The 13202-nt window shown below is 41.6% G+C and carries 11 protein-coding genes; all 11 read left to right on the forward strand.

The window, feature by feature from the left end; translation table 11 throughout:
* Positions 1 to 304 precede the first annotated feature (304 nt).
* The 11 genes from A9267_RS21240 to A9267_RS21290 all read left to right on the forward strand — a co-directional run bounded on the left by A9267_RS21240 (position 305) and on the right by A9267_RS21290 (position 13202).
* Positions 305 to 1261 (forward strand): AAA family ATPase, encoded by a 957-nt coding sequence (locus tag A9267_RS21240; RefSeq protein WP_055026198.1) that lies wholly within the window; start codon positions 305 to 307, stop codon positions 1259 to 1261.
* Between the two features lie 15 nt (positions 1262 to 1276).
* Positions 1277 to 2221 carry a DUF58 domain-containing protein gene (locus tag A9267_RS21245; protein ID WP_055026197.1) on the forward strand — a complete coding sequence of 315 codons (945 nt, stop codon included), beginning with the start codon at positions 1277 to 1279 and terminating at the stop codon, positions 2219 to 2221.
* The gene (locus A9267_RS21250; RefSeq protein WP_065110660.1) at positions 2222 to 2767 is read left to right on the forward strand and encodes a DUF4381 domain-containing protein; all 546 of its coding nucleotides are present in this window, start codon (positions 2222 to 2224) and stop codon (positions 2765 to 2767) included.
* A complete protein-coding gene (locus A9267_RS21255; protein WP_055026196.1) occupies positions 2755 to 3747 on the forward strand; it encodes a vWA domain-containing protein in 993 nt (330 codons plus the stop codon). The genes A9267_RS21250 and A9267_RS21255 overlap by 13 nt, the downstream gene beginning before the upstream one ends.
* Entirely contained in the window at positions 3747 to 5768 is a 2022-nt protein-coding gene (locus tag A9267_RS21260; protein WP_065110661.1) for a vWA domain-containing protein, read from the forward strand. Before A9267_RS21255 ends, A9267_RS21260 begins: the two co-directional genes overlap by 1 nt.
* Positions 5762 to 7396: a BatD family protein gene (locus tag A9267_RS21265; protein ID WP_065110662.1), complete on the forward strand. Its 1635-nt coding sequence runs from the start codon at positions 5762 to 5764 to the stop codon at positions 7394 to 7396. The genes A9267_RS21260 and A9267_RS21265 overlap by 7 nt, the downstream gene beginning before the upstream one ends.
* 72 nt (positions 7397 to 7468) lie before the next feature.
* Positions 7469 to 8032 (forward strand): sigma-70 family RNA polymerase sigma factor, encoded by a 564-nt coding sequence (locus tag A9267_RS21270; protein ID WP_055026193.1) that lies wholly within the window; start codon positions 7469 to 7471, stop codon positions 8030 to 8032.
* Positions 8025 to 8729: a DUF3379 domain-containing protein gene (locus A9267_RS21275; protein ID WP_065110663.1), complete on the forward strand. Its 705-nt coding sequence runs from the start codon at positions 8025 to 8027 to the stop codon at positions 8727 to 8729. Before A9267_RS21270 ends, A9267_RS21275 begins: the two co-directional genes overlap by 8 nt.
* Before the next feature lie 141 nt (positions 8730 to 8870).
* Positions 8871 to 10322 carry a sodium/proline symporter PutP gene (gene putP, locus A9267_RS21280; RefSeq protein WP_065110664.1) on the forward strand — a complete coding sequence of 484 codons (1452 nt, stop codon included), beginning with the start codon at positions 8871 to 8873 and terminating at the stop codon, positions 10320 to 10322.
* Positions 10323 to 10690: 368 nt separating this feature from the next.
* Positions 10691 to 11947 (forward strand): OmpP1/FadL family transporter, encoded by a 1257-nt coding sequence (locus A9267_RS21285; protein ID WP_065110690.1) that lies wholly within the window; start codon positions 10691 to 10693, stop codon positions 11945 to 11947.
* Between the two features lie 178 nt (positions 11948 to 12125).
* Positions 12126 to 13202, forward strand: coding sequence for an efflux RND transporter periplasmic adaptor subunit (locus A9267_RS21290; protein ID WP_065110665.1), 1077 nt, complete (start codon positions 12126 to 12128; stop codon positions 13200 to 13202).

Here is a 13202-nt window from a genome sequence, read left to right on the forward strand (position 1 = left end):
ATCTGATTCTAACTTTTAATTGCGAAGTTTTAAACATCCGTATGAAAAATAGCAGTAATTATCATCAAAAGCACTGACTCAACCAATAAATAATCATTAATAATCATACAATTAAAATATAGAGCATTAACTTTAAAATATTCCTAATTTCGCTATATTTGCTCTTTCCCAATGAATAAATTCACAAAATATCACTCAGAATTAATTAAAAATGAAAATCTGTTAATGCTACTAGCCAAAGGCTAATGAAATTCATTAACATAGGTTTAATTAGATAAATTTCTGAAATTAATTGAGTATCATCATGCCTTTGAGTCGATTTCATTCTTTACGTGCCTATTTAGACAACGTCATTTTGGGACAACCTGTATTAACTGAAAACCTACTGATTGCATTGATTGCAGATGGACACTTATTAGTTGAGGGCCCGCCAGGTCTTGCAAAAACACGAGCTGTGAAAGCGTTATGTGATGGCGTTGAAGGTGATTTCCACCGTATTCAGTTTACTCCGGACTTATTACCTGCAGATTTAACCGGTACCGATATTTACCGTGCGCAAACGGCCACATTTGAATTTGAAGCAGGGCCTATATTCCATAACCTCATTTTGGCTGACGAAATTAACCGTGCGCCAGCAAAAGTGCAATCGGCGTTACTTGAGGCAATGGCAGAAGGCCAAGTTACAGTGGGTAAAAACAGTTACCCCTTACCAAATTTGTTTTTAGTCATGGCAACGCAAAACCCACTTGAAAACGAAGGGACTTACCCACTTCCTGAAGCACAGCTTGATCGCTTCTTGATGCATTTAAATCTGGATTATCCAAGTGCCGATACTGAGCGTGAAATTTTAAGACAATCGCGCAAAGAAGCGATTACTCAAACATTACCGACTATTGAGCCTGTTGCCCAGTCAGATGTATTTGCCGCACGCGATCAAGCCATGGAGCTTTATCTAGCAGAGCCGCTAGAAAGTTACATTGTTGAGATAATTATGGCGACACGCCAACCTGAGCGCTACAGTCCAGAGCTAGCTAAATGGTTAGAATATGGCGTCAGCCCTCGTGCTTCAATATCATTAGAGCGATGTGCTCGAGCTAGAGCGTGGCTACAAGAACGTGATTATGTCTCACCAGAGGATATCCAAGCAGTTGCTCCGAATGTGCTAAGACACCGTTTATTATTAAGTTATCAAGCACAAGCTGAAGGAATTAATGCAGATCATGTCATTAGCCATATTTTAAGCCAAGTGGCTGTACCTTAAATCCGGACTGCAAAGATGCCATTTGAACAAGCACAAGTTTCCCCGTTACCGTTATTCAGTAATGGGGTCAATTTGACCGAGCAAGAGCTATTCAGCTGTCAAAGCACAGCTCGTGCAATGCCCGATAAACGCAGCCGTGCTAAAGCAAGTCAAGCAGGACACAGAAGTAGCTTGATAAAAGGTCGCGGAATGGAGTTTGCTGAAGTTCGTCATTATCAAAATGGCGATGACGTCAGAACCATTGACTGGCGAGTAACGGCAAGGACAGGAAAAGCGCACACAAAACTTTTTGTAGAAGAACGTGAACGCCCTATTATTCTCTTCATTGACCTTAGTCATAGCTTGTTTTTTGGTTCGCGCCTATTAATGCAATCAGTACAAGCTGCACATGTCGCAGCAACACTAGGTTGGAATGCGATTAATCATGGCGATCGACTCGGTGCATTCATAGCCAGTGAAACTGAACATCTCGAGCTCAAGCCTCGAAGCCGTCGACAAGGTATATTGCAGTTAACATCAGCCTTAATGAAGGTACATGGTAATCAGTTAAATCATTTTGATGAGCTACCCCATGATCCTCAACACATACTCCGTGCTTGCCAACGCTTGCAACGTATCGCTAAACCAGGCTCATTAGTATGGATTATTACCGATGGCCAACATTTTACTCAAGAATGTTTAGCCGCATTAACTGAACTCAAACGCCATTGCGATGTCGGAGCATTTGTCATTAGTGATCCATTAAGGCAAGGCACGTTAGCACTTCCAAAGCGCTTTTCATTGCCAGTACGTGATGGAAAGCAGCAACTAACATTAACTCGTCATAGTTATGAGACTTGGCTTGAAAACCAACTTAAAAATCAACAACAATTTATTGATTTAATGAAGATGATTAAAGTACCCACACGATTTATTGACGCAGGGAAACGATTAAGTGACCAATTGGAAGTACTACGCTAAATGAATTCAGCTCAAGCAAATCCAGCTTTAATGCAATTAGAAGATATCGTGCTGCCTCAGCAAATTTCTCAATGGCCAATGGCGCCAGGTTATTGGATACTTGCCGCACTCGTCATCGGTATCACCATAGCAATGGTGGTTAAGCTTAAACGAGATAAACAGTACCATGCTCCAAGAAAAGCGGCTTTAGATGTATTAAACCAATTAGATATTGCCAGCCCACAGTATGCAACTGAAGTGAATAGCCTACTTAAACGAACAGCGATGAGTTATTTCCCGCGACAAGATTTTGCCAAACTTGACGGCAACCACTGGTTTGCTTGGCTAGAGCTACGCTTACCAAAACAGCATCACGGTCAAATTGGTTTATTGCTCAATAAACGATACCAATCGCAAGGTTTATCCCAAGCAGAAACGAAGCAATTGCAACAGCTTGCTCATGTGTTTCTTGCCAAATCAGCCCGCTTAACAGCCTTTAACCCTAACGAATTAACGTCATCTATGATAGCAAAGCAAAATGACAAGGAGGACTCATGTTCTCAATAACATGGCCTTGGTTGTTATTGCTTTTACCATTACCATTTTTTATTAAATCTAAACAAGTTAGTAAGAATACTGGTGGTCATTTACAACTTCCAGGCATCAGTGAAGCTCAAATATCGGTATCTAGCACGCCTAAAAAACCTAATAGAAAAGCCTATTGGTTCATGTGGTTATGTTTAATTTGCGCATTAATTAGACCACAATGGCTCGGTGAACCAATCGAGCTGCCCTCTGAAGGGCGGGATGTCATGCTGGCAGTGGATTTATCTGGCAGTATGCAAATTGAAGATATGGTGATTAATGGTAAAACAGTCGATCGACTCACCTTAATAAAACATGTTATTGGTGACTTTATTGAACGCCGTAATGGCGATCGACTCGGCCTCATTTTGTTTGCCGATCATGCATACTTACAAGCGCCGCTGACTCAAGATAGACGCTCTGTTGCACAATTCCTCGCTGACAGCGAAATTGGCCTCGTGGGCAAACAAACTGCCATTGGCGAATCAATTGCTTTAGCTGTAAGACGTTTTGATATGGTCAACGATAGTAACCGTGTGTTAATTCTCCTCACCGATGGTTCAAATAATGCTGGCAACATCGAACCTGAAGTCGCAGCAAGAATAGCGGCAAAACGAAACGTTACCATCTATACCGTCGGTGTCGGTGCTGAAGTATTAGAGCGTCGCAGCATTTTTGGCACCGAACGAGTTAATCCTTCACTTGATTTAGATGAAGAACAACTACAAAACTTAGCTGACATGACCAACGGCCACTACTTCCGCGCAAGAAATAGTGAAGAGCTTGCTCAGATTTATCAAAAAATTGATGAACTAGAACCCGTAAGCCGCGATCAACTCACCTATCGCCCTAAAAGTGAATTATTTTATTGGCCACTACTATTCGCTATTTTAATGAGTGTCGTAATAAGTATTCGCAGCCAATTCTCATTTAGCAAAATATCATCACGAGGGGGCAAATAATGGAATTACACTTCATTCGTCCTGAGTGGTTACTATTACTTATCCCATTATTAGTGCTTGGGCTGCTCCTATGGCGTAGCCAAAAACAAAATCTAGCTTGGCAGCAATATATTGCGCCGCATTTGGCCAAAACACTGATTACAGAGGGTACTCAGGTTAAAAAGCAGCCTAAGTGGGGATTAATTATCTGCTGGATAATTGCAGTCGTGGCACTTTCGGGGCCAGCTGTGAACAAACAGAGTTTACCTGTTTATAGTAATGAACAAGGCCGAGTATTAATCATGGATATGTCTTTATCCATGTATGCCACAGATCAAAAACCTAACCGCTTATCTCAAGCCAAATACCGTGCAACGGACTTTATTGGTAGTTTAACTGAAGGTGAAACAGGCTTAATCGCATTTGCTGGCGACGCATTTAMCATTAGCCCGTTGACCCGTGATAATGCAACTTTACTCAACCTGCTTCCAACACTTTCTCCAGATATCATGCCAGTAAGAGGCTCAGATTTATCTTCTGCACTCGCGCTAGCACAGCAATTGCTAGCCCAGGGTGGGCATATCAGTGGCGATATTATTGTAATGACAGATGGGGTGAATCCTAGGCAATATGCCGATGCAGCTAATGCACTAGAAGGCAGTCGATATCGAGTTTCTGTGATGGCATTTGGTACTACACAAGGTGCGGCTATTCAATTACCTGATGGTCAACTTTTACGAAATAATAGCGGTGACGTGGTTATCGACAAAACTGACTTTTCATTACTGGAAAAACTCGCAAAACCCACTGGTGGGATTATGGTCCCTGCAACTGCAGATGGACGTTCGTTAACTCAGTTGCAAGATTGGTTAGCTAATGACGGCGATGCCAAAGCCACTGAGTTAGAAGGTGAAGCTTGGCAAGATTTAGGGCCTTATATTGCATTATTGTTGCTTATCCCTGTGTTATTAAGCTTTAGGTTTACCCTATTACCCATTATGTCGTTTTTCACATTAGGTATGATGCTGCAACCGGCGCCAGCACAAGCTAATACTTGGGATGATTTATGGAAAACCTCTGATCAGCAAGCTAGCGAGCAATTTATGCAAGCGCAATCTGCAGAAGATTTTGCCCAAGCCGCTGAAAAGTTTAATCAGCCTCAATGGCAAGCCAGTGCCCAATATAAAGCTGGGGATTATGAAAACGCCCTTGCAGGGTTTGAGCGAGATAGCACAGCACAGGGGCTATATAATCAAGGCAATAGCCTGATGCAACTCAATCAACTAGATGAAGCTATTGCGCGCTATCAAAAAGCATTGACTCAACAACCGGACTTCCCACAAGCGCAGAAAAACCTGCAAATTGCTGAGCAAATGAAACAGCAGCAAGAGCAGCAAGAGCAGCAAGAGCAGCAAAATAGTAATAATGAAAATAATGATGACAGCCAGTCTGACAATAAATCAGATGGTTCTGATGCTAATAATCAACAGAATCAATCCAACGATTCTGAACAAAATCAGAGCGATAATAGTCAATCAAATGACCAATCACAGCAGAACTCAGACGACAGCGCATCAAAAGACCAGTCTTCACAAGAGCAGTCCCAAAATGAGCAAGATGGCCAAGATGCCGATTCATCTGAATCAGATCAGGCTCAATCAGACAACGCCCAAGAACAAGAAGATGCACAAAGCAATGCTACTGAGGATCCCAAGCAGTCTGCGAATAATGATGCAAAAATGGAGGCTAAATCGCCATCAGAGCCAGAACCGACTTCAGAAGATGCGTCAAATGAATCGACAAATAACGCTTCACAGCAAACGTCAACCACAACAGAACCTGAGCCTACTGATGATTCACCTAGTCAAGCTCAATCTGTTGCAGCCAGTGAGCTTACAGAAGAACCGTTACCAGCAGATTTAGAGAGAGCATTGCGTGCCGTTAGTGAAGATCCGCAAGTGCTTATCAGAAATAAAATGCTATTAGAATATCAAAAGCGTCGCCAAAGCGGCCAATTGCCTAAGGATACACAACAGTGGTAAACAGAATCGTTTTCGCCCTTCTTACTATTCTTTTTACGGGGCAAGTTTTTGCAGTCAGTCAAATTCAAGCAACAGTTGATAGAAACCCTGTCATGCAGGGCGAATATTTTGTTTTAAATGTCACTGCTGATGCTGATTTAAACGCAGGCTCATTAGATACGTCTGTGTTACTAAAAGACTTTGTTGTCGGCCGAACAAGCGTTGGCCGTAGTACAAAAATGGTTAATTTTGACACAACAAAAGAAACCCGCTGGCAAGTGTTATTGTCGGCTAAAAATGCAGGCACTGTGACCATTCCGCCATTTACAATGGAAGGTGTAACATCTAACCCCATTACGTTAACCGTCGCCAAAGCGGGCAGCCAACCGCAACAAATGCGTAATTTGTTTATTGAAGGCGAATTAAGTACACAAGAAGCCTATGTTGGTCAACTTGTGACATACCAAGTAAAACTATTTTTAGCCGCTGAACTTCAACGAGGCGTCATCAGTTCACCTGAAATATCTGGCGCTGAAATAAAACAAATCGGTGAAGATAAAGATTCAGTTGAAATTGTTGATGGACGTCGATTTCGAGTTATCGAACGTACTTACTCAATCATTGCTGACACACCTGGTACTTTGGCTATAAAAGGAGCTGGGTTTTCAGGAGATATTTTAGTTGAAGCTCCAAGGCGTGGCGGGATGTTTGGTTTTAATGAAAGCCGCCCAATGCAAGCGAGTGCAGAAAACACTCAAATTGTCATTAACCCTATTCCTCAGCAATATCAAGGTGACTGGTTAGTCAGTGATTTATTAATTGCTAAAGAAGTATGGCCAGAAGAAAATGATAATAATGCGTTTGAAATTGGAACTCCAATCACCAGAACCATTAATATTGTCGCCTCTAATGCTGACAGTAACAGCTTACCAGATATAAAAATTACGATGCCTGAAGGCTTGAAAGCCTACCCAGAAAAACCAGTCAGACAAACCGTTGTACGTGAGAATCAAGTCATAGCTCAATACAGTTTAACCACTGCAATAGTGCCAACCCAACCTGGTACTTTTACCTTGCCTGAAATTTCAGTGCCGTGGTGGAATCCACACTTACGTCAGCAGCAGTATGCCACTATCCCCGCAAGAACTGTCACCATAACAGGTTCAGCCCCTATCACCCCTGTTCAACCTACGGTGGCAGAACAGCCACAAGCGACCTCCTCAACGGCAGGATTATGGCCTTGGTTAACCTTGTTATTTGCGACACTATGGCTAATAACCTTGGCACTTTGGTTAACAGCCAGACGTCAAAAGCCGTCCCAAATAGCCGATACCACCTCAGTACAAAGCGCTGTAAAAGCGGCAATTAGTTTACAAGATATAGAAGATGCTTGTGATAATAATGATGTATCGAAAGTGATTGCTTTACTACAGAAATGGTATGGAGCTCAGTTCAATAAACCGATAAATTTATCTGCTATAGCAAAATTATCGCCTGAGCTATCAGCGGCAATTGAACAATTGCAACAAGCAAAATATAGCCAAAACAGTGTCGTGATAGATAAACAGAAACTGATTAATGCGATAAAGCAAACTCAGTTAAATCAAACACAAAGCGATGTTTCACCTTTAAGTAGCTTGAACCCATAGCAGTAAATAAGCTTGCTATTCACAGCCAACCTTTTAAGCTATCGAACATAATATTTAACAATAAGTCATAAAATGTTCGATAGCTTGCGAAATAAAAAGTCCGAACCCACGGTCTTATCTGACATGCTAACTAAACAGCGACGATACGACAGCCTCGTCAGGGCACTTCATACTGATATCTACCGATATGCCTATTGGTTAATCGGCGATAAACATGTAGCTGAAGACGTCACTCAAGAAACGTTTCTACGCGCTTGGCGTGCTTTAGACTCTTTAAAGGATGATAAGGCGGCTAAAGCTTGGCTCATTACGATTTTACGCCGTGAAAATGCTCGCCGCTTTGAACGCAAGCAGTTTGATTACAGTGACGTAGAACAAGAGTTGCTAGAAGATGAAAAGTCTTCCACAACCGAAGAGCAGACCGAACAATATTGGTTACGCAAGCAAATAGGTCAATTAGAGGTTGAGTATCGAGAGCCACTATTACTGCAACTTATCGGTGGATTTAGTGGTGAAGAGATTGCTGATTTATTAGAGCTCAATAGAAACACAGTTATGACGCGATTATTTCGCGCCCGGAATCAATTAAAAGACGCCTTAGAGTCTCCTGAAGTTAGAGGTCAATCAAATGGATGATCTAAAATTTCGTCGCCATGCCTATGGTGACCCAAATAGCCAAGATGAAGAATTTTTGGCCCAGATTGAAGCGTCTGAGTCTGATGCCAAACTCGTCAACGACTTGAAAGCATTAGACAGTAAGCTTACCAGCGCACTGAATATCGATGTGCCTGATGATCTGGCAGAGAAACTGATTTTACGCCAACAATTAGGTAAACATCAGCAACAGAAAAAGCAAACACGTTATTTAATGGCGATGGCAGCATCCGTTGCGCTCGTCATAGGCTTAAGTGTTAGCATGCTTAGATTTACGCCTGTTGCCTTAGCGGAACATGCGTTAGAGCATGTATATCATGAGCCTAAAGCATTATCAGTAGATCAAAATGTCGGCTTTGAAGACGTTAATTTTAAACTGGCAGGTATTAGCGGTTTAGAGAATGCGAAATTTATCCAACAACCAGGTAAAGTGTATTACACCTCTTACTGTGACTTCCAAGGCGTTAAAAGCTTACATTTAGTCATGGAAGGCGAACAAGGTAAGGTGACGCTCTTCATCGTCCCCGCTGAAAATCGTATGGTTACGGAAGAATCGTTCGCTGACAAAAACTATCAAGGTTTAGGTTTTCAAACTGCCGGCACCTTCATGTTACTCGTTGGTGAACAGGATGCTGATTTGCAATTTGTGAAAAATGAAATCGAGCAAACTTTCATTTAATATTCACCCTTTTAAGTAACAAAACGGCTAGTGAATTTTCACTAGCCGGTCAATAACTCTTCACACTTCCTTTCAAAATTGTGCACTAGGTCAAACATCTGTTAGCATGTCGCACAATAATCAGAACAATACGGAAGTAGCATGGCAATTGAAGCTCCAATCCTCATTACCTTTATTGGTTATCTCGCCCTTATGATGGGCATAGGCTATTGGGCCTACCGCAAAACAGACACCGTTGACGATTATATTCTGGGCGGCCGAAAAATGGGGCCAGCAGTGACAGCATTAAGTGTCGGTGCATCAGATATGTCAGGCTGGTTGTTATTAGGTTTACCTGGGGCTGTTTATTTAGGTGGCTTAGGTGAAGCCTGGATTGGCATTGGTTTAGTTTTCGGTGCTTGGTTAAATTGGCTATTTGTCGCTCGACGTCTTCGTATCTATACTCAAGCAGCTGATAATGCACTTACCCTACCCGACTTTTTTGAAAAACGCTTTGAAGATAAAAAAGGCATTTTAAAATTAGTCTCTGCGTTTACTATCTTAATATTTTTCACCTTCTATACTTCTTCAGGCATGGTCGGTGGTGCCATTTTATTTGAACAAATATTTGGCCTTGATTACACCATCGCCTTAATGATTGGTTCGATTATTATCGTGGCCTACACGTTTGTTGGTGGTTTTTTTGCTGTAAGTTGGACTGATTTTTTCCAGGGTTGTTTAATGTTACTTGCATTATTAATTGTCCCTGTCGCCATTTTCAGCAAACCAGATACCCAAGTCGCATTAGAAACCTTAGACCCTAAAATGCTGTCGCTGCTTCATAGCAACATGACCACTATAGGTTTAGTGTCATTGCTTGCGTGGGGCTTAGGTTACTTTGGTCAGCCACATATTCTGTCACGCTTTATGGCCATTGGTAGCCCTGATGACATTCCTTTGTCACGTCGAATCGCCATGAGTTGGATGCTAGTAGCATTAGTTGGTGCGTTAGCGACTGGTATTGCTGGCACTATCTATTTTGCCGACGCTGCTTTAGCTAATTCAGAAACCGTATTTATCCATTTAGCACAAGTGGCATTCAACCCTTGGATTGGTGGTATTTTAATTGCGGCAATTCTGTCAGCCATTATGAGTACTATCGATTCTCAATTACTTGTATGCTCAAGTGTTATTACAGAAGACTTCTATCGCAAATGGTTACGCCCCGAAGCATCGGATAAGGAGCTCATGTTAGTTGGTCGTTTTGGTGTTCTTGCCATTGCAATAATTGCTATCGTCATCGCCTTAAATCCTGACAGTAAAGTTCTCGATTTAGTCAGTTATGCTTGGGCTGGTTTCGGTGCGGCATTTGGACCGGTCGTATTGCTAGCATTATTCTGGAAAGGCTATAGCCGAAATGGCGCAATTGCGACAATCGTAGTCGGTGCGTTAACTGTTGTGATATGGAAGCAACTGTCAGGCGGATTGTTCGATTTATATGAAATTCTACCTGGATTCTTATTTGCTAGCATCGCTGGCTTTGTATTCAGTAAGTTGTCGCCTCCAACCGACAACATTAAGACTCAATTCGATAATTTCAAAGCTTCTCTTTAATCTTCAATAGACCCAATTATTGTGAGTTTTCAATAATTGGGTCTTTCAGCGTACATCTGTACCATTTTTTTAAAAATAATCTTGCTGCCCATTTGTTGCAAAACTTACCAGTTAGCAACATTTTAATTTATCAATAAAATCATAAAACCCATACAGTTCAGGCGTTATAGAGTATTTACTCAAATTCTATAAAATACTCGACCATGCACAATTAACCTAAAGTTAACAATAACTAGCAACTGGTCGGAGTTGCAGGGATGACAACTGTTACCTAATATGCCCGCATTATTAAAGTTGGTGTTAATTGGGGACTTAAACGACAGCGTTTAGGAAATTAATAAACTGACGTACAACGATGAGAAAAAATGATGACTAAATTCAACAAGACCTTGCTTGCGATGGCAGTGACATTAGCTAGCACACAAACCATGGCAGCTGGATTCCAACTTAATAGCCAATCAGCTACAGGTATTGGCCGTGCAATGGCTGGTGATGCAATCATTGCAGATAATGCATCAGTTTTAGCACGTAACCCGGCAGCAATGGCATTGTTTGATGAGAAGACACTTTCAATTGGAGCTTCGTACGCAGACGTTCAAGTTGAAGTGAGTGATGTTCAATATGGCGATAACCATATTGGAAGTATGGACAATGCTGCTGAGGCTAAGTTCATTCCTAACTTCTACTACATTAGCCCTATCAACGATAAATGGGCATACGGTGTTGCAGCCTTCTCAAACTACGGCACAGGTACTGATCTTTCATCACTAAATAGTGGTCACGACTTCAATACACCAATTGATTTATTGGGTAATACTGAAGTGACCACAATTAACTTTAACGCTAGCGTGTCATACCGTATTAATGATTCTTTAAGCTTAGGTTTAGGTCTTGATGCTGTATATGGTTCTGGAACATTAACGCGTAACGGTAATATTGATATCGGTCTTGGTGACATGCCGTTAAACCTTGTTGACGTTGAAGCTGACGGCTGGGCTGTTGGTGGTATTGTTGGATTAGCATATGAGTTTAACGAAAATAACAGAATTGGTTTGAGTTACCGCTATAGCCCACAAATGGATGCTAGTGGTGACATCATGTATAACCCTTCTGTTTTGTTCCCTCAAAACTTTGACAGTATTGAAATTCCAATTGCTGATATCGCACAGCTTGCTGGTTTTCATCAGCTAACTGAAAAGTTTGCTATTCACTACACTGCCCAGTGGACCCAGTGGAGTGCATTTGACAACATCAGTGTTGTAGACGGTGATCTTGGCACTGCGAATGATGTTATCAAGCATTATAACTGGAAAGACTCTTGGTTTTTAAGCCTTGGTGCCACTTACGATATCAATGAAACTTGGACTGTTCGTGCAGGTATTGCAAGTGACCAAGGTGTGGTAGGTGAAGTTTCTTCTTTATCAATACCTGACTCAGACCGCATGTGGTATTCAGCAGGTTTCACTTATAATTTGAGTAATAAATCTAGTATTGATTTCGGCTACACTTTAGTTGCAGGTGAAAAGGTTCATGTTTTAGAGGAGAGTGCACTAGTCGGACAAGTGAGTGCTTATACCGAATCAGGCGCAAACTACTTCTCACTGCAATATAACCACACTTTCTAAATTTAACGATTCAATCGTTAACATGAATGCGATGAAAACGCCTAAGTTTACTTAGGCGTTTTTTTTACGTTTAATTTGTACCATTGACACCTTCCATTAGATTTTTCTCATAAAGTGATTGCCACAGCATAAAAAGTCCATTAGAATTTTCTTATGGATAATTATTAATGGTGTCATCATGCTTTTAAAATGGGTTTTCTTTATTGGGCTATTTATAGGTAACGCTTCACTGTCCCCTGCACAAGCGAGCGACGATATCAGTTCAGAACGCCATCCTAATCAATCTAGCATGCAGACATTAACAATAAGAACTGTTGAACAGGCTCAGCAGCTCTATTTTGATGGTCAAATTGAAGCGGTAAAAGCCGCAACAGTATCAGCTCAAACGGCAGGACGAATACTTGCGCTTCATTACGATATTAACGATTTAGTGCCTGCGGGTTCACCATTATTAGAAATCACCAGTAAAGAGCAAGGCGCGAGTTTTGCAGCTGCTGAAGCTGAATTAGCAAGAGCGGAAGCTAAAAACATTGAAGCACAAGCCCAATTCACTCGTTATCAGGCCCTTTTCCCCAAAGGAGCTATATCTAAAGGCGCAATGGATGAAGCAACCGCCWATGCTACTGCCAGCTTTCAAGCTGTTTCCGCAGCAAAAGCTCAATTAATTACCGCCAAAGAAACCTTAAATTACACCACTGTGAGCGCGCCATTTAGTGGACGAGTAACACAACGCTTTGTCGAGCAAGGGGAAACCGTTACTGTTGGTCAGCCACTTTATGCAGGCTACGCTATCGACGATATGCGAGCAGTATTTCAGCTTCCGCAGCAATATAAATCATATGTCACAACTGATACTAAGGTTACTATCGAGCTAGCTTCAGGCGTTATCATTCAAGCAAGTGATATTATTCCATTCTCATTTTTGCAGTCGCCAAGTCAAACCTACCAGATCAGAGTAAATTTACCTGTTAGAGAAACAGAATACACAGCGGGTGAATGGGTAAAAATCGCGATTTCAGGCAAAAAGCAACCACACATTATCGTTCCAGAATCGGCCATCTTTAGACGCGGTGACTACACTGCAGTCTTTATGAAACAAGCTGACAACTTTGTGCAGACTCAAGTCAGGGTCAGAACGATGGCTAATAGTAGCGATAACCCAAGCGTAATTATTGATGCTGGATTGATGGATGGCGATATTATTCTTGCTCAAGCAAGCCAGTTCATACTCCAGTCTACCAACAACGATAAATAA

Source organism: Shewanella sp. UCD-FRSSP16_17 (assembly GCF_001675935.1).
Classification (GTDB): domain Bacteria; phylum Pseudomonadota; class Gammaproteobacteria; order Enterobacterales; family Shewanellaceae; genus Shewanella; species Shewanella japonica.